Source organism: Fortiea contorta PCC 7126 (assembly GCF_000332295.1).
GTDB classification, from domain to species: Bacteria; Cyanobacteriota; Cyanobacteriia; order Cyanobacteriales; family Nostocaceae; genus Fortiea; species Fortiea contorta.
The window spans coordinates 3,570,353-3,595,651 of record NZ_KB235930.1 but is presented as its reverse complement, the minus strand read 5'-3'; the positions used below and the strand labels follow the sequence as shown (position 1 = coordinate 3,595,651).

The following is a 25,299-nucleotide window of genomic DNA, read 5'->3' as shown; positions in this document are numbered from 1 at the left end:
GAGATTACCAAAGTGACCTATCCCTCTTCATTTATCCGCACTCTCATGTCTCTAACTCAGCACACTTTAGTAGGGGCTTCTGTGGCTGGGGCTTCTGCTGCTGTGTTGCTTGGGCTAACTGGGGTGCAAGCTCGCGGCTTACCTAAGCTAGCTGCTTGCTTAAGTGGCTTAGGTGTAGCAGCAGTGGGCTACCGTCAGTACCTAGACAACAAAAAGCTAACCGAGATTGGGCAGGACTTGGGCATAGTGGAGAGAAAATCGGGCATTAGTTGGTACAGTTCCCTTTTGTCTAATGCAGCCCAAGTAAGTGTACAAATGCAAGCCGAACCGACAGCCCAACTAAGCCCCATGGCAGACATAATTGGGTATTGGCAAACTCAGGATAAGCACCTATTGGTCATTGGTGGCACAGGGGCTGGTAAGAGCTATTTTGTCCAGGCTTTCTGTAGTGCTCTTGGGGCTGACTGGAGTTACAAACTCTATGACGGAGTTACAAACTCTATGACACTGACTGCACCCGTGATGACTGGAGCTACCTCCGTTCTCTACCCAGTTGCACCCTGTATGAGAGCTTCAGCGCGGTAGAACGCCAGATGCAAGCCGACCTAGCCACTATAGAACAGCGCACAATAGACAGAAAGCAAGCTGGAAACTCTTGGCAGACTGAGCAAACTCTGATTGTGGCTGAAGAACTCCCAGCTTTGGTGGATGAATGTGAGTCAGCTAAGGAGTGGGTTAGGAAGCAAGCCAAGAGAGGACGGAGAGTAAAGCGCTTCATTTGTCTTGTAGCCCAGAACGACACTGTAGCTAACCTTGGCTTGGAAGGTGATAGTAAGCTGAGAGACTCTTGTTTCGTGCGGGTTTACCTTGGTCAGTCAGCTATAGATAGAGCCAAGCAACTGAAGGACACCCAATTAATGCAAGCTTTGGAAAGTGGAGGTAAGCAAGTATGCCTAGTAGACGATATCTTAGCAGTTAGACCAAGGTTACAGCCGTTCCCACAGTTCCAAGCTAAAGAAGACGCTGTAACCCCTAGGAATAGCCAAGGTTCCGAGGTTACGGGAGGTTCCAAGAAGACAGATAATAGAGGCGAAAGTGACTCAGCAGATAACTCTGGAACTCTGGCACTCTTGGAACCCTCAGAAGCCCCACTACCCAACTTACCAGAGCTATCAGAGCAAACCTTAAGATACCTCAGACAGAAGCACCAAGAGGGGAAGAGCATACAACAGCTTCTGTTAACTGAGCTTGGGCAGACAAAAGGAAGGCATTGGGGACGGAAAGTGGCTTGGCTGACAGCACTACTAGAGGAGAACACAAGTGAAAACTAAAGCACAACCTAGATTACTAAAGCTAACTGAGCGTGCCAAACAAGAGCTAACCTATCACCTCTCCCACTGTACACATATTGTCTACACTGACCAAGGCTTACCACTGCCCACCTCTGAGAGTGCTTGTGAGGAGTATGTGCGCTGGGTCTGTTGGTGCTTGTGTTGGGGCGAGTTAACCAAGGCACAAGCAAGTGAACTGAATCAGACAATCATAAGGGCGCTGATGGAGGAAGATCTGCCAGTGCATGAGAGCTTACTGAAGCTAGACCAGTGGTTGTGAGTGTGTTTTGTCTTTCGGATTTCCAAAGCTTTACCCAGACTATACTTCAGCCACTAAGAGCCTCAGTTTTTCTGTATTTAGCTAAAGGTTCGGTAACCACTACAGCAACCGAACAAGTGAGTCAAAGAAAAGCACACCACAGTTACTTATTTAGAACCGGGACGGATAACTAAAGGGGTGATGACTAGATGAAGTATAGCTCCCTAACACAGCGTCTCATTGCACACTACGGCGCAGACAAAGCTTGCAAAGACTTGGCGCGCGTGCTTAGGCTGCCCGGTACCTACAACCGAAAGCCTTCTTATTTGTCTGATGCTGGTGAGGCTCCATTAGTTAGGCTGGTTGCAAGCTCAGGACAGCGCTACACGGTTACTGAGGTCATGGACGGCATACCTGAGCTAACTCAGCCAGTGTCTAAATCCAAAGCAAACCGACCAAGTGCAGCGAATAGCGTCGGTAAGCTAGAGCCTCAGCAATCTGGTACTGACGCCAACTTCAGCACCACCTTAGCCAACTTCTCAGCCCAACTAAGACACGCGAAAGAAGGTGAGCGGAATAGCACGCTAAATAAGCTGAAGTTTACTTTGGCTGGGGCTTTTCCAGACAAACTAGAAGCTATAGACGAGGCACTGACTGAAGCTGCTCTATCCATTGGGCTATCCGAGGCTGAGATACAAGCTACTCTAGCAAGTGCAGACAGAGGCACAGAGAAGCCCATTACACTAGCATCAGGACGTAGCAGAGGCAACCAAATGAGGGCTGAGTTATCTTCATTCTTTAGCGACAAACTTCAGTGGAACGAAATGAGTAATGAGCTTTGGTGGAACGGAGTAAGCATCAGCATAGAGAAGCTGCATGACTTGTGTGAACGTGAATTAGACAGAGACTACGATTTCCACAAGTTCACCAGAATCGCTGTAGTTTACGCTGAAGAACACAGCTATCATCCAGTGCGTGCCTATCTCCAGTCTCTAACACCTAACCCAGATGCTTTGCCTGTCTTGAGTGCATTCTTCCAAGCTATTGGAGTTACTAATAAGCTACACAGAGTTTACTGGAAGCGCTTTCTATTGTCCGCTGTAGCTCGTACCGTGACACCAGGATGCAAGGCTGACAATGCTTTGGTTCTACAAGGTGGGCAGGGTATAGGCAAGACGACTCTGTTCCAGGATGTCTTTGGCAAGTCGTTTTTCCAGACCGTAGGTGAGCACAAAAGCCAAGTAGACGAACTGCTCTCTATGTACAACTCTTGGTGCTGTGAGTATGGGGAAATAGAGCACGCATTCAGCACTAAAGCACAAGCCAGTGTAAAGGCGTTCTTAAGCAAGGAAGACGACCTCTTTAGACGCCCCTATGCTAAAGCCAACTCTCGCTATCCGCGCACTTTTGTTATTTGTGGCACTACTAACCAGAGTGAGTTTTTGTCTGACTCTACAGGCAACCGACGCTTTTGGGTGTGCCCAATAACCCAAAGAGTGAATGGACAAGAAGTGCAAGCCATGAGAGATGACCTATGGAGTGCTATCTTAGGGCTGTTCTTAGCTGGTGAACAGTGGGAACTAACTGAAGCTGAGAAGCTTCTGAGTGCTGAAGACACAGCCCAATACGAACAGGAGAATCCTTGGTCACAGAAGATAGCTAACTACATGACCCAACACAACCCATGCACGCTGTCAGACATTATGGAGAACGCTTTAGGTATCGACACCAGCAAGCTGAATGACCGCAAGCTACAGAGAGATGCTAAGACGGCATTGGAACAGCTAAAGTGCACCACTGCAAATGTTAGACACAATGGAGTGAAAGGGCGCTATTGGTTCCGTTCTGGCTCCCTCGTAGACACCAAAGAAGCTCCTGAAGTCTACGAAGAATCAGTTTACTAACGCCTCCTACGGCAACCTAAGCCTCCTAGCTCTCTTAAGTTAGGAGGCTTTTCTTTTGTCTGTCTGGAACAGTAAGGTAACTTCCGTTCCAACTTCCGTTCCACCCAAAACTTAGCAGTAGTAAGGGCTTCAGCTTACTGGAACAGTGGAACAGATGGAACAGTAGTTTACTATACGTCAGTGCTAAATGGGAAGAGAGAGTGCAAAGGGGAGAGAGCAGAGAGAAAACTTTAGACAAGTTTGCAACATGCGTTCCAGGCGTTCCACTGTTCCACAAACGCTAGAAAGCTTGTCCAGAGAGCATTACAGCCGGAACAGTACTCTGGAACAGAAGTTGGCTAGTGTTCCACTGTGGAACACTTCAGTCTTTAGTTTTTCTCTTCCGTACATCATGCTCTATGGCAACTGAAGTTATAGCTGCAAAAGTTAGGGTAGCGGATATGGTCTTTTCTAAGTTGTTGTCTAAGTAAACCCCAGAAAACGAGAGAAGCAATTGGAAACATAATGGTGTGCCTATCCAAGCTATGAGAATTTTTACCCAAAGTGGCTTGGGTTTACTATTGTCTGACATATTAGGTAACTTTAGTAACTCTGCTACCTTAGTATTCCCAGTGACAAATAGGTTATCAGTATCACTCTTGGCTAACTTTCATTCCAAGGCTCTCCCCTCGCAAACAGAGTCTCACCAGCCCTAGTACCTGCATACACCACCATTGTTTTCTTCAGTTGCTTAATAGTGGAGCGCACTTGCCAGTACTCTATGCTCTCTCTTGGTAACAAAGCTTTGTAGGCTTCGAGTTGGGTAAGGGCGGCTAATAGATGGTCGAGGGTATTCATGCAGTTGTCCTTAGCCCCACTGAGGCGGTAGATGACCAGTGTTAACTACCCCAGCATAATGTCTCATCAGTATCTCTGGGCTGTTTCCCACCCAGCTTGCAATGGTAGTCACTGGTACTCCAGCTTCTAGACAATGGCTAATGAATGTGTGTCTGGTAGTGTAGAGACGACGGTAGCTAGTGAGCTTGCCTTCCTTCACAAGTGCGCTTAAGCTAGGCTTCCACACTTTGGAGACAAACACTGAGTTATGTATGGGGCGTCCTTTCTTATTAGTGAACACTAGCGAGTCTAGTTCACCTCTAGTTAACTGCTGCAAAAGCTGCTTAAGCTGACCATTGCATGGGAATCTTCGGCTAACTCCTGTCTTAGTGCTTTTGCGTATCTTAGTGTCACTATCGAACGACTCGCTAAAGACAACGTAAGAGCAGTCCTCAGCCACATTAGCCCACCTTAGCCCTATAGCTTCTCCAGTACGGCAACCAGTGGCGAACAGGAAAGAGACAAAAGGGAGGTAGTGGGTGCTGTGTTGTCTGAAGTACTCCAGTATACAATCGCGCTCATGTTCACTAAAGGGCTGGATGTTACGCAGTCTTCGTTTAGGTTCCCTTATGTCTTGCCTTAGTTCACTGAAGTTGTTTTGCACCTTAGCCCACTTACAACAAGCTGACAGATACCTTAAGACTCTCTTAGTTACTGCCACTGAGAAATTAGACAAAAGATAAGAGCATATGAGGCTAGAGTCTGTTGGCTTGTGGGAAGGTAAGCTTTGGATATGGTTGGTTAGGGTACGCTTGTATAACTTCAGCCATGTTGTCTCCTCCACTTGGGGGCGCTTGTACTCGGCATAGGCTAGCCAAATTTCTAGTAGGTCAGGTTGCTTCTGGATAGTTTGCTTGGGTCTAAAGCTTTCCTTGTAGCGCTCTAACGTTGGGTCTAGCGTGCCCCTCTGTAAGTCTTCCTCTATAGTCCACGCCACTATCTGAGCTTTCTTTAGGTTGTCGGGTGTGCTGTCCAGTCCAGTGCTAATGTAGCGGTTACTTTCGCCAGCTACAGCCCTAGGGAGCCTTAGCCTAATCTTGTTAGCTTTAGTTTCCAAGCCTACTTTAGTGGTAGCCATATGGTAGCCAAACCCCCTTATCTAGTGCGTTGGGTGGCTCCAGAACTGGGCTAACGTACGTGAGTTTTGCACTGGGTTAGAACTTCAGACGGTTTTGGACATAAATTGACACCACTCTCTTTTATTTTTGGTAAAAACTACTATAATTGAATCGACAAGCCAAACACTTGCAAATTTAAGCAACTCCTAAATCGTGTTTAAGACTGCACTTGCTCAACGAGACGAAACCCAGCTGGGTGTTCTACCACTAGATTTATTTGCTGCTATTGAGACACTCAAACAAGAACTCAATGCAGTTATTTTGGCACATTACTATCAAGAGCCGGATATTCAAGATATTGCAGATTTTATCGGCGATTCATTACAACTGGCAAAAGCTGCAGCCAAGACAAATGCAGATGTGATTGTTTTTGCTGGTGTTCACTTTATGGCGGAAACAGCCAAGATCCTCAATCCGGAAAAAATGGTGCTGTTACCAGATTTAAATGCCGGTTGTTCTCTTGCAGATACTTGTCCAGCAGATGAATTTGCCGCTTTTAAAGCTGCACATCCGAATCATGTGGTAGTTTCTTACATTAATTGCTCTGCTGATATTAAAGCGATGAGCGATATTATCTGCACTAGTTCTAATGCAGTGGACATTGTTAGACAGATACCCCAAGCACAGCGGATTATTTTTGCCCCAGATCGCAATTTGGGACGCTATGTGATGGAACAGACAGGGCGAGATTTGGTATTGTGGCAAGGTAGTTGTGTTGTCCATGAAACCTTTTCGGAAAAGAAGATAGTACAGTTAAAAATTACACATCCTCAAGCGGAGGCGATCGCTCACCCAGAATGTGAAAGTAGTGTACTGCGCCATGCCAACTATATTGGTTCTACAGCAGCTTTACTCAAATATTGTCAAAATAGCCCCACACAAGAATTTATCGTGGCTACAGAGCCTGGAATCATTCACCAAATGCAAAAACTTGCTCCGCACAAGCACTTTATTCCCGCCCCGCCTATAAACAACTGTGCTTGCAACGAATGCCCTTTTATGCGATTAAATACTTTAGAAAAGCTCTATTGGGCAATGAAAAATCGCAGCCCAGAAATTATTATGTCAGAGGATATTCGTCTTGCGGCCTTACGACCAATGGAACGGATGCTAGAAATGAGTGCTTAGTTAAATTAGTAAATTAGGTGCAAAAAGCATGTAGAGACACAATAAAATTACATCTCTACATGCTTTTTTGAATTGCATAAAAACAATCGCATTGTGGTTTGCTTGATTAAATCAATCTGATTTTTTTGTTGTGACACCCAAGGCGATCGCACAAAACATAGTTATAAATACTTGTCAGCATTAAACTATGAGCTATAGGTTCAAATCTGTGGCTGAATTGTGGCTTATGGCATGGGATGAAAGAGAAGGTCGGGGAAAAAGTAATTAAAAATTACCCACGTTGAAAAAGCAATTGATATCGACACAACAGCCAGAACTGGCGCTAGGGAAAGATAACGATGAAAATATTCTAGTTGTTTGTTTTGTTTTTGCATACAATAATTCCAAAATGTGGCATTTTTCGAGATATTAAATATTTTGAGAAACACTAACACCCGTGACCTTAGATGGAATGACAACGCCATAGTAACCAGCAGCGATCGCTGATAGAGCATTCAGCCAAACATTATTACCAAAGAGTGGCATTGAACCAAAAAATGTCTGACCAAAGGGTAACAATCCTACAATTGCTAATGCCGCATAAGCAACCGCAAAGACGCGATTAAATAGACGCGCACTGCTAGCACTAAGATAAGAAGTAATTCCTAATAATCCCACAGCACAGTGCACCAAATTATGCAAAAAATTGGTAGGAAACAAACCAAATATATAACCAAATCCCGCAGCATAGCTGTTAGGAGATGCGTCTAAAGAAACAAAAGATTCATTTGTTCCAGGTAAAGATACTAAAGCGGGTGTAAATCCTATCAGCCCTAATATTAAAAACAGAAGTCCGATAGTCAAAGCACAGTAACGTTCTACCATTTTTCCAGCTTCAATGTTTTCCATAATTTTTTCTCTTGATATGGTGCAATCTTTGTTCAGTTCAATATTAACTGCCAAATAAAATATCATAAAGCTCTATATATTTCACTGAAAAGCTGCTTTACTTGACACAATTATTTGGCAATACCTAATACCTTCTATTTAACTGTTAACTTCAATTGTTAACTCTATCAAAAGGCAGGTTTAAGCTTGAAAATTTAAGATTAGTAGAATAATAAATTAAGCATCGAGCATTAGAAAATAATTTTATTCCCCCTCATCCCTAGCCTCTAGCCCCTCATTCCTAGCTCCTGATACCCAATCACAAATGACCAAAAAAACTAATTTAATTGACAATTATTCAGCCTGAAAAACAGATGTAATAGTTGATTTAATCGAATCTCCCACTTCCTTTATAGTCTGAGATATTGGCTGTTGGCTATGCAAAAACACCCGCGCACAATTACGCCCCGGTATCCCAGAAATTGAACCGCCAGGATGAGTTCCCGCACCAGTGAGATATAAGTTTTCAATTGGTGTTTTATAGTTAGCTAACTCTGGTAAAGGACGGAAACAAAGCATTTGTTCTAAAGTCATATCAATGTGATAGTAATTCCCTTTATATGACCCTAAACGTTCTCCTAATTCTGCCGGACTTTCTACATAACGAGCAATAATTGAATGCTTCAAATTGGGTGAATATTGAGCTAATTTAGCAATTACTTTGTCTGCAACTTTGTTTTTTAATTCATCTGTCCAACCAGTACCGTTTAAACCAGTACCTTCTGCACCTGCAATTTGATAGGGAGCAAAAAACTCAATCCACAGTGTATGTTTTCCTGGTGGAGCCATTACAGGATCGCGTGCGGTAGGTACTACTAAATACATTGAAGGATCGTCATCAGGAATTTTTCCTAAAGTAATTTCGCTATGAGCCTGTTCTACATGGTTGACGGAATCTGCAATCAACACAGAACCCATTAAATACTCATCTCGATGATTGTGATTGTCAAAGTGCAAAGGTTCAGATAAAGCGCAATCAATTTTGAGAATAGTTTCATTGTTGTTGACAATCCGACGGTCTAATTTTTCTTGCAAATTTGCATCTACATCATTAGTATCTATCAGTTGCAGAAATAAACGTTTAGCGTCAATATTAGAAATCACACCCTTGTTAGCACGATATTCTTTACCACCAGCAACCCGCACACCGACAGCTTTACCGTTATCTACCAAAACTTTTTCTACCTTTTGATTGGTAAGAATAACACCACTTTTACTCTTTACTAACCTCACTAAAGCTTCGACTAGTGCGCCACTACCACCTTTTGGTCTAGCCATACCAGGATTGTGACGTAATAACAACATCATTGCGCCAAAAGACATGGCTTTTTGCGAAGGTGGTGAACTTAATTCTGCCGATAATCTGGCTAGAGGTGCTTTGATAAATTCACAATCAAAATACTCGTTGATATTATCTATGGGACTGCTAAATAAAGTGCGGATTAAATCTAAAGTAGTGTTAGTCCCACCTACTATTGAAAATAAATCTTGCAGATTAGTTAGATTGTAATTACCTATAATATCCACAATTGATTTGGGAGGAGCATTAAAAAAGGGTGTAATGGCTTTGACAAAACGCTGCCAAAAATCGATATATTCAGCATATTTTTGAGCGTCACGTTGACTGTAACGAGCAATTTCTGCACAAGTTGCTTCGACAGATTTATGAGCTAAAAAATATTTGCCATCAGGATGAGGACAAAACGCTACTGGGTCACAAACAAGATATTCTAAACCGTACTTATGCAGTTCTAATTCTTGGATAACTGGCCCTAAGAAAATAAATAAGTGATTGATGGCACAGCGGTTAAACTTAAACCCTGGTGCTTGATTTGGCATTAGTTCTTCAGTTGTACAACCACCTCCAGGAAGCGATCGCCCTTCCAATAATAAGACACTATAACCAGCTTTGAGTAAGTATCCTGCAGATACTAAGCCATTGTGACCGGCACCAATAATTACCACGTCATAAGCTTCCATGACTGCACTTGGAGAAGAAAATATTTCCCCAATCTTAGAAAATACATTCAACCTTTAAATCTTTCGTAGGTTATATAATTTTTTTGATTCATTACATGTGATGGTGCTAATAAATTTACAAAATTGTATTTTTTTCTTTGAATGATTTTTGGTGATTAGTTGATGACAATAATGGAGGGCGCAGGCAAAGATAAGCAAGAGAACCGAATAAAGGAACAAATACGACTGCTAAAAATATTTCGGCATTAGGGAAACGGCGACGAACCATATCATCACCCACAATAGTAGGAAATAAAAGATAAAATAGGCAAAATGCCAAGCTCATGCCATTAATAAAGCGATCGCTTTGGAACTGCTGCACATAATCTCCCCAATCACCAAAAGCAAAACCATATACAAGCAATACAACTGTGCTTAAAGTCAAAGCGATACCGTAAAGGCGAGAATCCAGCAGATGTAAAAAAGCATCCTTTTGTCCAGAAAATTGTTGATTAGGTTCACGCCAAGCCAGATATGGTAACAGACCAAGTACACCTGAAGCCACTGATGCGATAGCAAAAGGCCAAAACCGAATCGATTGCATTCTGCCATCAATGAATAATAAACTACTATAAATTAATAGCCAAATACCCACTAGAGAAAATAAACAAAGAATAATGGGGAATGGCACTAAGAAAAGCAGAAAGCCTTATCAATTAAGCAGTTTGCAATTGATGACGTAATTCATGTCTGGGTTTGGTCAATCTGGGGTAAGCTTTGGGGCGGCGTTTAGTAACTCGTGGTTCACAGCGACCAGGACGTTCGAGGACAGCTTTGTGAACAATAACTTTCAGTAAAGTGCGATAAATTCTCAGGCGTTTTTGAGAGTCAGCCGCCTCGAATTTGGGGATAAAATTAATTAAATGATGGCGAGTCCATTGCAGTGATAAGCGATTTGTCGGGGTATTATAAGTAGTTCCTGCCGACCACATTAAGCTACGAAGTAAATTGTAAGCCAGTAAATAAGCATGAATTTCTTTGCGGATCATTGAAGGAGTTTTACATCGTAAAATATCCATACCCAAGGTAGTTTTTATATGTCTTAAATCCAATTCAACATCCCAACGGTTACCGTAAATCCCAACAATTTCGAGAGTAGAATAAGTTGCTTTATCTAAAAGAGTAGTAAATGAAAAGGAGTCAGAAGCCAGAAGTCAGAATTCAGAATATCCCCACGGATAAATCCGGGGGTTTCAATAAAACAGGAGTCAGAATACAGAATTCAGAATTCAGAATACTCTACCCATAAAGCGAAAAGTCGGAGCGCCGGGAACCGGCGCTCTGAACTTTTCAAGACAGGGATAGAGTTTTAAGGTGAGAATATTTTAACAAGAAGAACACATCCGTCAGGAGTCAGAATTCAGCCATGAATTCTGGCTCCTGACGGATGTATTCTGTTAGATAAAAATGCCCACACCGTTATTAACGGGTCGAATAATCGCTTTTTATATTTAATCTTTAATTCAGAGATTGCTTGTCTAATTGTGGTTTCTGGCAATAGTTCTTTAAAAGGCAGCCCCAAACTCTGGCTGAATTTATCCTTGAGAATTTGTACTCTTAGTGTCACAGTGGTGTTTATGATGTTGGCTTATTCGTCTCAAAAAAGTATTTCATAGACGAGTAAGCTTTTTCTACCTTGAAAAATTTTTGGGGCAGCCATACATCATTTTGAAGGATGCGATCGCCTGGATCATCCCATTACTGCGCTCTCTAGCATTAAAAGCTGTATCCCTTGTTGTGTATGGCTTATAGCTTTTCTTAGTGCCATTCCTCTATAACTGATGTGGTTTCCTCTACAGGCTCACCAGACAAGCTATCTAGCCAGCCGGGAAATGCATTCTCTATAGCAGATTGATATGCATTAAATTTAGCTTCTGTCCATCCATCGTCAGTTGTTAATTCAGCTTTATTAATCGCTGCCTTTATCGCATCTTCGCCATATCGCCCCTTTAGCTGCTTGAATAATGCAGGAATCTTATTAGGATATTGTTTACCTAGTTTGATAAGCTGAGTGGTTAATTCACTTATCAGGGCATCCTCCACCCCTATAGGTTCGTTTATTGTTGGTTCAATTGTTGGCTGTTCTACAAGAGGTTCTAAGGCTAATTCTTGTTGAATTACGGGTGCTGGCTCAGGCTCAGATTCAGTTTCTGCAACAGGTTCAGACTTAATAACTTCTGGTTGTGTGATGATAGCTCGCTTCCGCACGACTGGTTGTTTAGTGAATGGGCTAATTATTACCTCTTCGTCGTCGCTTATTGGTGATTGTGTAGGTGCTGGAGCAGGTGATTGGTTCTCAATATGCTCGTTATTTGGTGTAAATGCCGCGAATATATCACTCCGCAATTCTTTAATATATTCTCTTTGCTCTCGCACTTCGCTAATAATGGAAAGCTCAAATGTTTCCGCACGGTTAGCGACTACAATCACTTCATTAGTGGATGATTCAACTTTACTATTAAGTAAATCTACTTTTTCATTAAGTGCATCTATTTTTGCCAATACTGTACTTAATAAATCTACGATCGCGCCGTTATTAACTTGAGCTTCTTGACTAATTACTACTTCTCTCACTTCTATATCCTCTTCTTTAATAACTTGACTATTTGATACATTAGCTGGTAATTGAGCTTGTTGCTGTTGTTGCTGGATAGATTCGGTTTGTGCCCCAAAATACTCTACATTTGGTTCTAATGCCGCCCTACGCAGCATTTCCTTATGTAAATTATCTAACTTTCGATTTAGTAGTAGATTTAGCAATACACTGATTACAGGGTTAATAATGTCTATTTCTTCTGTAGCAGGAGTAAAGTTATTAACTTCTCTATTCAATGCTTTTGCTAGGTACCAATTATAAGATTCTTCTGTAACTTTATATAGCAGCCAATCTCGGTAGATGGTGAAAATAACTTCTAATTCTTCATCTGTGATAGCCGCAGATTCTTCTTTATTTAGAAGTGCTATTATTTCCTTAATTTGTTTTTCATCTATGCTGGTGCGTCCTTCTGCTGGGGGCATCAGTTTTTCAATTAGATGATCTGGGATTTCGTTCTTTGGCTTGGGTCTAGTGGCAAACATTATTAATATCCTTTAGGATGCAAGAATGTCGAAAATATTGGATTTGGTGGTTTTGGTATTTAATTTGAAAGTATTTAGTTAATAAAGTCTTGGGATAGTTAATAACTTGGTGTTGACAATACGCTACGTTTGATTACGCTGCGCTTGGTAGATGTTGCTGACTAATAAACTGCTGTATTGCAATCCAGCTATCTTTTTTTCGTAGGTCGGATGGGGTAAAACCACGTTCATTCATTAGGCGCTTCACTTCTTTGCTAGTGGTTACACCTAGCGCCTCATATACCGCCGCTTTGATGTCTTTCATCTTAGGAGCGGCAAGGGGTGTTATTAGCTGAACTGGGGCGGCGTTGTCCTTGAGTTTCCCGTCTTCTGTGTACTACTGCGAGTGCAGTAGATTCACTATTTACCGCAGGTGTAGTTTCAGTAGGTTCATTACTAATCAATGAATTTAGGTAAGTAATTACTTTATGTGCTATCCGATACAATGCTTGTGTCCGCCCAACACTCTGTTCTGGGTCTGATGGTCTTTCCATCCAGAATATTGCATCTGATTTTTCAACCTTTTGGACTGCATCAGCGAGTACCTGGATATGCTGATTGATTTTGTCTTGGTTGCCAACAGAGTAACTAGCCCGCACCTCATCTATACTTGTTAACCCTAAGACACCAACCTTTTTCAGCACTCTTATTAATCGTCGTTCTTCGACTGCTATTTTTCTTAATTGTCTGGGGGCTATGCTGGCATCGCAGTTAGGAGTGAACGCCTTAGATAGGTAATATACCTCGTCATCTTCATCCTCTACTGTTGTTGTGGCAGGAGCAAATCTTATTTATTTACCGCAGCCCGCCTTGCTGCATTACAACAAAAAGCCAAAGAAGGATTCCTTAAGAACTCATCTAGAGCCGAATGGCACTAAGAAAAGATACAGCCCTTGCTCTGACTGTTTCCCAGCCTCTAGGCAGCGAACCCATTCTGGGAGGCTCCGCCTCCAGTAGCTTGACAAGAGGCAGAGCCTCTTTTAAATACATTCCCAGCCTGGAGGCTGGGAACCAGATGACACAAGCCTTTGGGCTTTTCTTAGTGCCATTCATCTATAGCCGATGAACAAATGGGAAAGTTCGTGGTAATCAAGGCAAGACAGGAGGCATTAATGAAACAGATGAAATCGGATCAGGAATCAATGCTGTCGGCGTTCTTCAACAAGAAGTAACAGAATGTGCTTATAACCTGGGTGTCTTGGATGCCCAGGTGGCACAAAAAGAAGTAGAATCATGCCTCAAGGATACCCAGATCGGGGCTTTATTAAGGATTAAAGAGGAACAAAAGATGTACGACTTATTGATCGACACAGTAGGACATATGACAGCATGGAGCGTTATCTGCGGCACAATTACAACCAGCATTATGATTCCAACGATAGGCATTCCATTAGGTATAGGAGCATTTGTTGTAGGCGCCACCATTTACGTAGGACGACTAATTGATGAAGGGCGGCAGATATATGGAAGATGATAGACTCAATGAGTACCGAGCAGCCTTAGAGGGAATGTACAACCTCAATCCAGAGAAGAAGAAGCTGATAAAGATATACAGAAAGGGGAAAGTTGTTAAACGAAATAAACTTAGTGCAGGAACAAGATTCGTAGTAGCAACATTATCATTAATAATCTCTTCCATCACCGCACATATCCTCATCAAAAACATACAGGCACCTCACACAACCATTTATAGGTATGAGGTTATTAAGGAGTCCCAAGGTGAATAATAAAGTTGATAGTTTCTTATTTCTCGTAATAGCAACATTAATCGCCACGATTGCTACCAGCTACATCAACAATACATACCTAGAGGCGCCTGTACAGAATGTTAATAAGGTAGTGAGAGGTGCAAAATGATAAAGATTGAACTCAAAAATCACGTTACTGGTGCCGCTCCAGGCACATTCAATGCAAGCGATAAGTTATTCGGAGTGGGTTTAGATAGGTGGCTCCAGGCAGTATATGGTGATGAAGCAGCTATTAGGGAACTGACAGATAAAGCTCAAGTAGCTGAAGAGGTAAAGAAGAATATCCCTGTCGCCCTGAAGGCAGCAGAAACGGTAATAGAAGCGACTAATGACCTAAACGTAGCTGCTGCTGAATATGCCAAGCTTGTAGGTAAGTATGCTCCTACTACAATGCAAGCCATATATGACACAAAACTAACAGAACAGAAGCTTGGGAACACCCTTAATGAGAAAAAGACAGCGTTTGGTAACAATCTTGATGCTGAGAATCTACGGCACGAACAAGCAACCAAGATTGAAGCATTGCGCCATCTAACGAATAGGAAAATGGCGATCGCCAGAAAAGAGCAGCATTATATCAGCAAGCGGAACTAGAAGAACAAGCTTTATTAACACAATTCACTACTGACCCTCAGTTATTAACTGGGCAGACCTTAGAACAACAAACTAGCCCAGTTAATAAGCTCGTCCAGGACGAGGCGAATGACTACGCCTGGATGAGTAATCTACTGGAATACCCTGCTTTAATATTTGGCGGGATGGGTTCTGGTAAATCTTGGACTACTAGAGAGATTATTAAACTTAAAGTAGCGGCGGGGCAGAAGGTCACAGTATTAGACCCACACGGTAGCCCTGTCGAATGGAAGGGAGTTGAGTTAATAACAGACCATGAGGATATCGCTAAGTATCTAGACAAGTACATTAAAGAATTAAATAGGCGTTATGAGGAATATAGAAACTCTGGTTTATCTGAAGATGAGTTTACCCAAAAGTTAATAAAAGAAGGGCGTAACATGTCGGTGGTATGAGAGGAATTCACAACCTATGCTGACCACGTAGCTAGCAAGCTCAAAGAGTTAGAGCTTGATAAGGATTTAGTTGGTAAATTCTTTAAAGTTGCAATGACTGAAAGCCGCAAGATGTTGATGTGTCCCTTGTTTATTGCCCACGATCGCACTCTAACAATATTAGGCGATTCCAAGGGCATGGCGAACCTTAGAGACTCTTCCTTACTTGAATTACAGTTAATTGCCAGCATTGACCCAACAACCAAGAAGCCAGTTAGCTCTGGTCAGGGTAAGTTAAAGCTGCCTGGGTATGGGGCTAAGATTGAGGATTGGATTGATGTTCAGTTACCTAAAATAACCAAGAAATGCACCGACTTCACAAACCTTTGATGCCACAACCAAATTATTAGTAAACCCCGGCAATGTTAATAACATCGCTGGGGTATTTTTATATGGATTATTAAAGTAGGGCGTCGATATTGGTCATTTACTAGCAAAAGCTCCAAGAACCCACACAACTAACCCTGGAAACATAACTGTTAGATTCCCCCACCTCGCAGCTAATAATTCAAACCCAGAGTGGTTCCCGAATAGTGCTAATGCTAACATTAGCAACCCTAAACCAATCTTAATAATTTCAAATAGAACAAAATATGGAGAGAATATATTAATCAACCACCATCCCCAAGTTGTTACATTCCCTTCTTCGTCCCTGATATCTATCATTGCAGCATTAGCAACATCCGGCGTCAGTAGAAAATTAATAACTACTACCGTCAGAAAACCAATAATCAAGCATAGAACGATACCTCTGTAGCCTCTCAGCATACTATTGCTCCCTAAACGCTTAGTTTTGGCAGCAGCACCTTTATCTTTGTATATATCCTCAGCAATTATATGTAGTTTTAACAACTAACACCATGATTATTTATACTCAGAAGTTGTAGTGTGGAGGGAACTACTATTTGTGTATTTTTGTACAAAAACGTACTTAGCGCATAACATCTCAGTATACTTAATTTTACGAGAATCGTGTAACACAAATTACATGACTGCTAAATAACAGTTTTAGCCCTGGTATCGCTGGAACAAGCGACATGCTCCTGGTTATGAGGACGATACCGGGATTAATCCTATGGTTGGTGGGGTGTCTTGTAATACTTAATCAGGGTGTGGAGGTATGAAACTAATGAATACATAAAAGAGAGTGTTTATGCACATAGGTACAATTGATTGGTTTGGCGGTCTAAATAATAAAACTCAGACTATTAATAACTACGGCTTTATTACACCCACTGGAAAGTGGGCTTCGGAATCCGGTATCTTTGTACATAGGAAGGATATACCTAGTTACTTAGAAAGCCTGATAGAAGGGAAGGGTGGAAGTGGTGTTTATGTCCAATTTAATATTGATGCAAATCGCAATAGCGCCGTTGATGTCGATTTAATAACCTTTATTGGTATTGTTGAAGGACTTAATAAGGAGAGGGTCTACATTAACTGTGAAGAATACCCAGGTATCTATTTAAACTCCTCAGAATATTTCGAGGTAGGGCAGATTGTATGCTTCGGGCGAAGATACAACCCAACACTTCACAGAAACGAGGCAGTTTATATACAAAGGATAGACAGCCTCACCGTTAGCCAGGAGCTTTTATATAAAGTAGTTACTAGTAAAATCCCCAAAATTTTTAATATATTTTTAATTCAATACTTAAACACCTTAACCATAGACCAATGTGTTGAGTTTATTCTTAATAAGCTTAATGACCTTGACGAAGAAGAAAGGATAGGTTTAATAAACTTACTCTGCAACCAAGCCGTAAATATTGTCATTGCATCTCCAGAGCTACGAAACCTCCTTAGCATAAAAGAGTATGGGAACAGTAGTTACGGTCTATTTATTGATAAATATTTAGATTCAGTGGATGACTGTCTCAGGGATGAGTTGATAGATGAATTAATTGCGAGAGTAAGAGAATCCGGTAACTTAGCACGTTCTATATGCTGGAAACAAGTCAAATATCTACAACAGAACTTAGAGCACAGGGGGTTCCTTTGGGATATTGCCCCAACCGAGTGGCAAAAGCAAGCAATACAGTTAAGATATGGCAAGTTTTTCCATATCGTTGCTCAATTTAATAACTCTACTTATCCGTTTGCGCGGTCTATCTCCTTTGCTAATAATGAGTTACGCAGGATAGACCCAATTGATAAGACATTAATAATCAAATGGAACCCAAAGTCAGCTAGCGAATCTTATATAGAAAGTAAAATGTCCTCTGCACGTATCGCCGAGAAATTAGTTATTAGTTTTTACAAAGACATGGGTTATGTAGTAGAGGACATCTCCATTCATCAAGTTACTCAAGAAAGTAAAGACTGGGTGAAGGGCGATATCAGATTAAACTCAAGAGAACTACTCGACGTTAAGAATAGCAGAAAGAGCCTTAATTCAAAGGTTTATTCTGAGTTTTGTGTTCCTGCGTTCAAAAATCACCGAGGTGAACAAGTAAAGGTAGTTGGTGTTCTATCTCCATATTTTATAGATTCAGATAAGGAGCGACCACGGGTATTAGGTGATGTTAAGAAATCAAAACTAACCGAAATAGAATCCACTTTTAATGACCGATTTATTAGCATTAGTATGCCTAGGGATTTAGAGTCCAATGATTATTTACCGCATTGGGTTTTTGATTATGATGATATGTTCTATGCCAACCAACATGAATGGGTAGAAAAGTTCCAAGACTTAAGCGATGAGGATGTCCCCACCTGGGAGGATATCGGGTTAATAAGTGGACATAACCCTCTTCCTTTATTAATAGCTGCCAAAAAGCGTTTGCCGCAGGATTGGGCAGATAATCTCCCTCAATGGCAAGTTACTTTTATTAACTCTCTTATTAACCTTCCCGTAAAGCGTATTTCGCTACCTTATATATTTCTCTCTTTATTAAGACATTTTCTATCAATGCTTTCTTATGAAGGTTCTGACTATAGCCCTAATGAGTATAGGAGATTATTATATGCAGACTCCCAATCATCTCACCCTTTAAGGGTATTCGATCCTTTAGATACAATTTATGAATTTTGTGGTACGCTGCAAGTTCTCTGGGGAGATAGAAAAAGAACAAACTTAACCGAGTTTAAAATCTTTAAGTTTAGACATAGAGGCTTGCTAACTGGTAAACGAACAAATGAAGAAAGTATTGCTACAACAATCTTGGCTTACTGTGGCGGGTGGGTAGAGAAGAAAGGAAAATGTGGGTTTACTCCATTAGTCATAGGGAAGCATAAGACTTGCCCTGCTTGTCGCCGTCTAGTCTGTCCTGAGTGCGAGTACTGTGTGGATGGGTGTTCTAAACAAAGTATTGAACAGTGTTTCCCTGATATATCTAATATCCCTTTTTGACCATCAGTTCAAACGCTCCAGCTTCACAGATTTATTAATAGCTGTTAGGTACCTCCATAACTGATATTTCCTTCTAAATGTTAATAACTTTAGGGATACTTTGACATATAAGTACAATAGTGATTTTATATACAACCATCTGCCCGTTATTTATTTTGTCCCAGACTTCCCAAAATTCCTTGTAACCCATACACTGTTTTTAGGACAAATTTAGGACAGTTTGGGTAAGCTATGGGTGGTCAATAGGTTAGTACAAATGGAGAATAGGAGACTCGAACCCCTGACCTCTGCGGTGCGATCGCAGCGCTCTACCAACTGAGCTAATTCCCCTGAATCAGTGCTGAGTTTAGCAAAATCTACTCACCACTGCATAACTCATAGCACATTTTAACATTCAGATATGGAAGGCTGGAGGTCTTTTCTCGAAAACACTTCTAGCACTCGCTCTAATTCTAAATCGTGAAGATAATCTACAGTCCAGTTACAATACCGTTGCAGCATATGAAATGGGTAAGTATTGGCTACACCCACTACTTGCATTTGTGCTCGTTTAGCAGCAGCGATTCCAGCAGGTGTATCTTCAATTACCAAACACTCTGCTGATTGCAGATGTAACTCAGGATATTTCTGGTTCAATTGTTCCACTGCTAACAAATAACCATCTGGTTCTGGCTTGCTGGTCAAGACATCATCACCCGTTACTATCACTTGAAAATGTGCCGCTAGTTGAGCACGATTGAGTACCAGTTCTATTTCTGGGCGAATTGCTCCACTCACTAACCCTACTTTGAGGTGGTGAGCGCGGATTTGAAAAATCAAATCTTCTAAGCCTGGATATAAAGGCAGTTTTTCAATTTTCTCTAGTTCTTCAGCATATCTTTGTGCTTTGCGGTTAAGCAACTGTGTTAAATAGCCCTCATGGGCTACTCTACCGCGAGCGGCGAGCAATTCTTGAAAACAAATGCGATCGCTCCGTCCCAAGGAAGCTTGGCGTTCATTCTCCTTTTGGGGTTGCAGATTTTCTGCAATCAAAATCTCATCTATCAGTTGCAGGTGGATGAACTCATCGTTGATGATCACACCATTAAAATCAAGTAAAACTGCCTTTAAACTCATGCCCTTCTTATACCAAAAGCTGGGGAACCAAGTCCCTCCAAACCATTATGATCTATTATGGTATCTGTGGACGTTGGTACATAATGCCGAGCGTTGGTGGGAATCGGTTTAATACCACTAGTTATCTGATGTATCCACCAAATATCTTGGTTTTGTACTGCTGCAAACCCAACTTTTTTCATACTTTCATCAATATTGCCAGCGGCGTACTCATGAAGATAGGGTTCTACGAATACATCCTTAGCCCATTCCAGATGACGCCAAGCATTTTGACTACTGTCGAGAATTAATACTTGCCCTCCCACTGTTAATAAGCGGAAGCTTTCTTGGAGAATAGATTGGGATATCGCCGCTGGGACTTCATGGAAGAGCAAAGAAGCCGTCACTAAGTCAAACGAACTTGCAGGGAAAGCTGTTTTTTCCGCGTTGCCGTGTCGCCAAAGTATGTTTAAATTAGCACTTATGGCTTTATATTCGGCTCTGACTAACATGTAAGGGGATAAATCTAGTCCGATGACTTCGGCTTGGGGAAAAGCTCGTTTTAACATCAGGGTAGCGGAACCTGTACCGCAGCCTAAATCTAGTATGCGTCGTGGCTGCACCTTGATTGTATCAATTAAAGCTTGACGTACTAGCGATTCGTGAGGCGGTAGCAAATATTGAGTTAGTGGATCATAGGTGACTACTGCTTGCGGGTTGAGATATCCACCTTCAATCCCGCGAAATTTGTGGTTGTTGTAGTACGCGGGAATTGTCACATCAGCTCGTTGAAAGCGATCGCTCTGCTTTTCCCAGTCAACACTTAAAGCATACCGTTGTAAGCCTTCTTCATCAATCAACAGGCTGACAACAGGAGATAAAAACCTTTCCCAAATTTTATTTTGGCGCTCTGTCATCGGATCGGGTGGGAGTGGATATCTAACCCACGGTGATATTATTGACAAATTTTAATGTATTCCTGGCATTTGTGGAGCGATCGCCATAATGCATCTCACATCTGGCTACGCTGTTGACACTCACTTCTTCTTTGTAGTATAAATGTAATACAAGCTAAACACACCAAAATCTTGATCCAGATACTTTTATCTAAATTTAAAATTAAAAAATTATGCCCTACGAAAAGTTAGAAATTACGACACCAGCGCCAGTTTTATCTTGGGCGAATCATCCTCTGGGACATGATGAAATCAAGATGGCGAAGAATGTTGCATCATTACCTTTTGTATTTAAACATGTGGCTTTAATGCCTGATGTTCATTTAGGTAAAGGTGCATTAGTCGGCTCTGTATTAGCAACTAAAGAAGCAATTATTCCTGCTGCTGTGGGGGTGGATATTGGTTGCGGGATGTGCGCGATTAAAACCCCATTTAGCGGTGAACAATTAGAAGGTAAACTGAAGAAAATTCGCTTAGATATTGAAGCAGCAATTCCTACTGGTTTTAATGAAAATAAAGATGTAGACAAAACCGTCACTAATTGGCAGCGTTGGAGTGAGTTTCAAAATTTGCATCGAGGTGTGCAAAATCTACAAGGTAAAGCCATGAAACAAATGGGTTCACTAGGAGGAGGAAATCACTTTATTGAAGTTTGTTTGGATACAGAAAATCAAGTTTGGCTAATGTTGCATTCTGGTTCCCGCAACATCGGTAATAATCTAGCTCAGTGCCACATTCACACAGCGAAAGAACTAGCAAAAATGGCAGGTAATCGTTTGCCAGATCCAGATTTAGCACATTTTGTCGCTGGTACTCCAGAGTTTCAAGCATACTGGCACGATTTGCAGTGGGCGCAGGATTATGCGCGTGTCAATCGTGATGTAATGATGGCGCGATTTAAGCAAATTATCGAAAAACATTTAGTCGGAGGGAAAGCAACTAAACCTTTATTACAAGTAAATTGTCATCATAATTACGCTGAAAAAGAAGTACGTTTTGACGAAAATGTGTATGTGACTCGCAAAGGTGCCGTCCGCGCTCAAACTGAAGACTATGGTATTATTCCCGGTTCAATGGGTACTAAATCTTTTATTGTTAAAGGTAAAGGTAATGCTCATAGCTTCTGTTCTTGCTCTCACGGTGCTGGGCGGTTATTATCTAGAAATAAGGCAAAAAACACCTACACACTAGATGATTTAATTAAACAAACTCAAGGTGTGGAATGTCGCAAGGATGAGGGTGTATTAGATGAAATTCCTGGTGCTTACAAACCAATTGACCAAGTAATGGAGAATCAGTCAGACTTGGTGGAAGTCGTCGCCACGCTTAAGCAAGTTATGTGTGTGAAAGGATAATCTTGATTCGATTCACGAATAGGGAAAATATTCTGACAGAGGCGTTGTAATGCAACGCCTCTACAATGAAAATATGTTTCTTGTATGAGAAGAATTAGTATTAGTTTTCCACCAGCAACTGTTGGTCTTGCTGTTGTTCTTGTTCCCAACCTTGTATCAGTTGCTCGCATAATTCATCTAGTTCGGAGTTTTTTTGGCGAATGATTTGTTTTGCTAGTTTTTCTAGGCGTTCAATATTCTGCTGACTAGCATCATCCATATCGTCGTTAGCTTCATTCAGAAATCCTTGGAAGCGGTAGTATTGTTTAGGAATATCATCGGCTTTTGGTAACAATTGTTCTAGCTGACAAGCTACTGATTCACTGTTAGCATCTAACATAATATTAACTAATGGTTCTACCCATTGAATTAATCCCCACTTGACCGCTTGCTCGTAATGATATTTGCGAGTTAAGGAGCCTGTTCCTAAAGAAACTACGAGGATATCATTGAGGGTTAATGGTGGTTTATTAGGGGTTCGAGAATCAAATTTTTTGGAGGTGATGATGGCTTCCATAATTGCCAAAGATGTAGGGTTATTGGCAAAAACACAACCATCAACTAGTGCATAATAACCCCGATCTGTGGGGTCGATTGTTTCAATTTTGTAAGGTTTAAAATAGGTGGGGGCGGCGGAAGTTGCCATTGCGGCTTGTTTCATAGTATAACCTTCACATATCTTGCGAAAGTTATCACCTAATTTTTGGTTTCTGATATTCTTAATAAAGAAAATAGGCATCCGCAATTCAATATCGTAGCTAGTAATAAAAAGTTCGGTTAAGGCTTCGTGGAGAAAAGTATCTCCAAAAAATTCAGTTAAAACCTCTTCTCTGCCTTTAGCAGAATACTTGGCCTGGAGAATATCATCAACTTGCATCAACCGTAATATATAAGATTCAAAAAAGATGCGTTCTCCATGTTTGCGGTATATGTCTATGAGATCCTGGGCTTGGAAATGAGGTTGACTTTTGTTGTTGGGGTGGGGTTTCGTCAATCCTGCGGCGAGAATTCCGCCTGTCGAGCTTCCAGCAATTAAGTTAAATAACTGACAAATGGGTTTTCGCGTACGTTTTTCAATTTCGTCGAGAATGATTGCAGGAATAATTCCGCGAATACCACCACCGTCAATTGATAATACTTTGTATTTATATGGCATACATCTTGCTATAAGTATTAATTAATAGATTAGCCTGTAGATTATTCGATAATATAGTCTGATTTAAGACTAATGTCACAGTATTTTTACGAAGGTTAGTAAAGTGTTACTAAAAGAAAAAGACTTGGAGTGTGTCTCAATTCCAAGTCTTAAATTGAAAGTTCAAGAAGTTAATGCTTTGTGTTAAAGTGTCAAAGATTGAGGATTAGTCTCAATCAATTTTGCTAAATCTTGTAAGAATGCGGCGGCGTGAGCACCATAAATAATCCGGTGATCTGAGGTAATGTTCACTTGCATTTGTTGACGCACAGCGAATAAACCATCGGTTGTGGCTGCTACTTGCGGACGAGATGCACCGATCGCTAAAATTGAACCTTGTCCAGGTGGTAAAATGGCGTCAAATGTATCTACACCAAACATTCCCAGGTTTGAGAGGGTGAAGGTACCGCTGTTATATTCATCTGGCTGTAGTTGTTTGCTTCTGGCTCTTTCTACTAAAGATTTCCAGGTGCGGGAGAGCGAATAGATATCTACTATATCTGCATTCTTGAGCACGGGTGTAATTAATCCCCCGTCATCCATCGCTACAGCTACAGAAATGTTAATGTCTGAGTGATGAACAATACCTTGATCTGAGTAACTGGCGTTGATGAGTGGGTGTTTTTGCAATGTCACCGCTACGGCTTTTGCTAGTAGGGCGGTCATTGTTACGCCTTTAGACTTAATTTGCTTATAAAGCTTGTCTAAGCCATCAGTGCTGATTGTGTAACCCACGCGGAAGACAGGTACAGATAGGCTGGCTACCATGTTTCGCACTACGGCGTTTTGGAAGGTAGTAAAAGGCACTATTTGACTGGCTGTAGCACCGCTAACTACTGGGGTGGGAGCGGGTGCTGTCCGTGGGGGTGCAACTGGGGAGATCGCGGGTGTAGATGGTTGTGGTGCAACTACTTTAGCTGCAGGTGGCTGACCCTGATTAGCTACGGTTTCCACATCTTCGGCGACGATTCGACCGTAAGGGCCACTACCTTTGAGTGTATTTAAATCTACTTTAAGTTCTTTGGCTAACTTGCGGGCGCGGGGGGAAACAACAAGCCTACCTTCACGGTGGTTAGAACCGTTTTGAGCAGTGAGGGTGGGTGTTTCCACTGCGGCCGTGGTAGCAACGGGTTCAGGGGTGGGGGTAGCGACTGCGCCACCAGAATTAGTCAGAGATTTGGCGGTGGCGATTTCGGCTTCTGTTTCGGCGATATAAGCGATCGCTGATCCTACGGTTGTACTTTCACCAGCTGGTACTAAGATGTGAGCTAGATATCCTTCATAAAAGGATTCCACATCCATATCTGCCTTATCTGACTCGACAACCACCACTGTCTCGCCTTTTTCCACTTTATCACCTGGCGACTTCACCCAAGAGACAATTTTGCCTTCGGTCATGGTGGAACTAAGCGCCGGCATAAATACTTCATGAATGCTCATAGGGTGGTTTCAGAATCAATAATTTTGCGAATTTTTGGACTTTAACAGCTTTTGTCAGATCGAATTGTATCAAGGCTTGGGGGTTTTGGATTTGCGACTTTACATTTTAGATTGGGGAATTGGGAATAGCAAAAATAAATTTTGACTCTTGACCCTAGACCCATCCCCAGGAACCTGAGGAAGATGCTGATGTCTACATATCTAGCAATTCTCGATGACTAGTCGATCCAGACTTGAGTTTTTGCTACTTGCATGAGTTATGTATCTTCGTAACCACTCACTGATGCACCAGTGTTGCTCACAATCACAAGATAGAGGGTTAGTGGTTATACTTCAATTGAAAATTCAAAACTGATCACTAACCTGCGGGAAA

Annotated in this window: 25 protein-coding genes, 1 tRNA gene and 1 pseudogene; 10 read left to right on the top strand and 17 right to left on the bottom strand. The window is 41.6% G+C overall.

Features of this window, described 5'->3' with window-relative positions:
- Nucleotides 1-12: 12 nt before the first annotated feature.
- The 3 genes from MIC7126_RS0116530 (at nt 13) to MIC7126_RS27760 (ending at nt 3,494) form a co-directional block, all read left to right on the top strand.
- Entirely contained in the window at nt 13-585 is a 573-nt protein-coding gene (locus tag MIC7126_RS0116530; protein WP_154655906.1) for a hypothetical protein, read from the top strand.
- Between the two features lie 8 nt (nt 586-593).
- Complete coding sequence (locus tag MIC7126_RS0116525) at nt 594-1,331, top strand: hypothetical protein (protein WP_017654275.1); 738 nt, start codon at nt 594-596, stop codon at nt 1,329-1,331.
- Between the two features lie 468 nt (nt 1,332-1,799).
- The gene (locus MIC7126_RS27760) at nt 1,800-3,494 is read left to right on the top strand and encodes a VapE domain-containing protein (protein ID WP_017654273.1); all 1,695 of its coding nucleotides are present in this window, start codon (nt 1,800-1,802) and stop codon (nt 3,492-3,494) included.
- A gap of 642 nt (nt 3,495-4,136) precedes the next feature.
- Here the strand turns inward: MIC7126_RS27760 and MIC7126_RS0116505 are convergent.
- Both MIC7126_RS0116505 and MIC7126_RS31995 read right to left on the bottom strand, forming a co-directional pair.
- Nucleotides 4,137-4,331: a hypothetical protein gene (locus MIC7126_RS0116505; protein ID WP_017654271.1), complete on the bottom strand. Its 195-nt coding sequence runs from the start codon at nt 4,329-4,331 to the stop codon at nt 4,137-4,139.
- A 10-nt stretch (nt 4,332-4,341) separates the two neighbouring features.
- Nucleotides 4,342-5,448, bottom strand: a complete 1,107-nt coding sequence (locus MIC7126_RS31995; protein ID WP_017654270.1) for a tyrosine-type recombinase/integrase — start codon at nt 5,446-5,448, stop codon at nt 4,342-4,344.
- Between the two features lie 193 nt (nt 5,449-5,641).
- Here MIC7126_RS31995 and nadA point away from each other — a divergent pair, with 193 nt between their 5' ends.
- Nucleotides 5,642-6,616 carry a quinolinate synthase NadA gene (gene nadA, locus MIC7126_RS0116495; protein WP_017654269.1) on the top strand — a complete coding sequence of 325 codons (975 nt, stop codon included), beginning with the start codon at nt 5,642-5,644 and terminating at the stop codon, nt 6,614-6,616.
- Nucleotides 6,617-6,840: 224 nt separating this feature from the next.
- Here the strand turns inward: nadA and MIC7126_RS29480 are convergent, their stop codons facing one another.
- From MIC7126_RS29480 to MIC7126_RS0116460, 9 genes and pseudogenes are all read right to left on the bottom strand, one after another.
- Nucleotides 6,841-6,990 carry a PsaJ protein gene (locus MIC7126_RS29480; protein ID WP_081603039.1) on the bottom strand — a complete coding sequence of 50 codons (150 nt, stop codon included), beginning with the start codon at nt 6,988-6,990 and terminating at the stop codon, nt 6,841-6,843.
- A 34-nt stretch (nt 6,991-7,024) separates the two neighbouring features.
- Nucleotides 7,025-7,504 (bottom strand): DUF4383 domain-containing protein, encoded by a 480-nt coding sequence (locus MIC7126_RS0116490; RefSeq protein WP_026100316.1) that lies wholly within the window; start codon nt 7,502-7,504, stop codon nt 7,025-7,027.
- A 333-nt stretch (nt 7,505-7,837) separates the two neighbouring features.
- On the bottom strand, nt 7,838-9,523 hold the full coding sequence (gene crtO / locus MIC7126_RS0116485) for a beta-carotene ketolase CrtO (RefSeq protein ID WP_017654267.1): 1,686 nt from the start codon (nt 9,521-9,523) through the stop codon (nt 7,838-7,840).
- 115 nt (nt 9,524-9,638) lie between these two features.
- Nucleotides 9,639-10,193, bottom strand: coding sequence for a hypothetical protein (locus MIC7126_RS27755; RefSeq protein WP_017654266.1), 555 nt, complete (start codon nt 10,191-10,193; stop codon nt 9,639-9,641).
- A 25-nt stretch (nt 10,194-10,218) separates the two neighbouring features.
- A pseudogene (locus MIC7126_RS27750) lies at nt 10,219-10,638 on the bottom strand (transposase); the annotation flags it as partial.
- 284 nt (nt 10,639-10,922) lie between these two features.
- Nucleotides 10,923-11,129 (bottom strand): hypothetical protein, encoded by a 207-nt coding sequence (locus tag MIC7126_RS30525; protein ID WP_154655905.1) that lies wholly within the window; start codon nt 11,127-11,129, stop codon nt 10,923-10,925.
- A 191-nt stretch (nt 11,130-11,320) separates the two neighbouring features.
- Nucleotides 11,321-12,640, bottom strand: coding sequence for a hypothetical protein (locus tag MIC7126_RS0116470; RefSeq protein ID WP_017654264.1), 1,320 nt, complete (start codon nt 12,638-12,640; stop codon nt 11,321-11,323).
- Nucleotides 12,641-12,773: 133 nt separating this feature from the next.
- Nucleotides 12,774-12,944: a hypothetical protein gene (locus tag MIC7126_RS30520; protein WP_017654263.1), complete on the bottom strand. Its 171-nt coding sequence runs from the start codon at nt 12,942-12,944 to the stop codon at nt 12,774-12,776.
- Nucleotide 12,945: 1 nt separating this feature from the next.
- Nucleotides 12,946-13,323: a hypothetical protein gene (locus MIC7126_RS0116460; protein ID WP_017654262.1), complete on the bottom strand. Its 378-nt coding sequence runs from the start codon at nt 13,321-13,323 to the stop codon at nt 12,946-12,948.
- A gap of 566 nt (nt 13,324-13,889) precedes the next feature.
- Here MIC7126_RS0116460 and MIC7126_RS0116450 point away from each other — a divergent pair.
- The 4 genes from MIC7126_RS0116450 to MIC7126_RS0116425 all read left to right on the top strand — a co-directional run bounded on the left by MIC7126_RS0116450 (nt 13,890) and on the right by MIC7126_RS0116425 (nt 15,824).
- Complete coding sequence (locus MIC7126_RS0116450) at nt 13,890-14,153, top strand: hypothetical protein (RefSeq protein ID WP_017654260.1); 264 nt, start codon at nt 13,890-13,892, stop codon at nt 14,151-14,153.
- Between the two features lie 379 nt (nt 14,154-14,532).
- Nucleotides 14,533-15,021, top strand: coding sequence for a hypothetical protein (locus MIC7126_RS0116435; protein ID WP_017654258.1), 489 nt, complete (start codon nt 14,533-14,535; stop codon nt 15,019-15,021).
- A 122-nt stretch (nt 15,022-15,143) separates the two neighbouring features.
- Nucleotides 15,144-15,455 (top strand): helicase HerA domain-containing protein, encoded by a 312-nt coding sequence (locus tag MIC7126_RS0116430; protein WP_017654257.1) that lies wholly within the window; start codon nt 15,144-15,146, stop codon nt 15,453-15,455.
- 93 nt (nt 15,456-15,548) lie between these two features.
- Nucleotides 15,549-15,824, top strand: a complete 276-nt coding sequence (locus tag MIC7126_RS0116425; RefSeq protein WP_017654256.1) for a hypothetical protein — start codon at nt 15,549-15,551, stop codon at nt 15,822-15,824.
- Nucleotides 15,825-15,917: 93 nt separating this feature from the next.
- On the opposite strand, the gene MIC7126_RS0116420 is transcribed toward MIC7126_RS0116425, so the two are convergent.
- On the bottom strand, nt 15,918-16,346 hold the full coding sequence (locus MIC7126_RS0116420) for a hypothetical protein (protein WP_017654255.1): 429 nt from the start codon (nt 16,344-16,346) through the stop codon (nt 15,918-15,920).
- Between the two features lie 301 nt (nt 16,347-16,647).
- Between MIC7126_RS0116420 and MIC7126_RS0116415 the strand changes: the two genes are divergently transcribed.
- Complete coding sequence (locus MIC7126_RS0116415) at nt 16,648-18,846, top strand: hypothetical protein (RefSeq protein WP_017654254.1); 2,199 nt, start codon at nt 16,648-16,650, stop codon at nt 18,844-18,846.
- Nucleotides 18,847-19,103: 257 nt separating this feature from the next.
- Here the strand turns inward: MIC7126_RS0116415 and MIC7126_RS0116410 are convergent.
- The 3 genes from MIC7126_RS0116410 to MIC7126_RS0116400 all read right to left on the bottom strand — a co-directional run bounded on the left by MIC7126_RS0116410 (nt 19,104) and on the right by MIC7126_RS0116400 (nt 20,858).
- Nucleotides 19,104-19,176: transfer RNA gene (locus MIC7126_RS0116410), tRNA-Ala, on the bottom strand.
- 57 nt (nt 19,177-19,233) lie between these two features.
- The gene (locus MIC7126_RS0116405) at nt 19,234-19,962 is read right to left on the bottom strand and encodes an HAD family hydrolase (protein WP_017654252.1); all 729 of its coding nucleotides are present in this window, start codon (nt 19,960-19,962) and stop codon (nt 19,234-19,236) included.
- Nucleotides 19,959-20,858: a class I SAM-dependent methyltransferase gene (locus MIC7126_RS0116400; protein WP_017654251.1), complete on the bottom strand. Its 900-nt coding sequence runs from the start codon at nt 20,856-20,858 to the stop codon at nt 19,959-19,961. Before MIC7126_RS0116400 ends, MIC7126_RS0116405 begins: the two co-directional genes overlap by 4 nt.
- 212 nt (nt 20,859-21,070) lie before the next feature.
- Between MIC7126_RS0116400 and MIC7126_RS0116395 the strand changes: the two genes are divergently transcribed.
- Complete coding sequence (locus MIC7126_RS0116395) at nt 21,071-22,252, top strand: RtcB family protein (protein WP_017654250.1); 1,182 nt, start codon at nt 21,071-21,073, stop codon at nt 22,250-22,252.
- A gap of 100 nt (nt 22,253-22,352) precedes the next feature.
- Here the strand turns inward: MIC7126_RS0116395 and MIC7126_RS27745 are convergent, their stop codons facing one another.
- A complete protein-coding gene (locus tag MIC7126_RS27745; RefSeq protein ID WP_017654249.1) occupies nt 22,353-23,447 on the bottom strand; it encodes a patatin-like phospholipase family protein in 1,095 nt (364 codons plus the stop codon).
- Between the two features lie 183 nt (nt 23,448-23,630).
- A complete protein-coding gene (locus MIC7126_RS0116385; RefSeq protein WP_017654248.1) occupies nt 23,631-24,926 on the bottom strand; it encodes a dihydrolipoamide acetyltransferase family protein in 1,296 nt (431 codons plus the stop codon).
- Nucleotides 24,927-25,299: the final 373 nt, after the last annotated feature.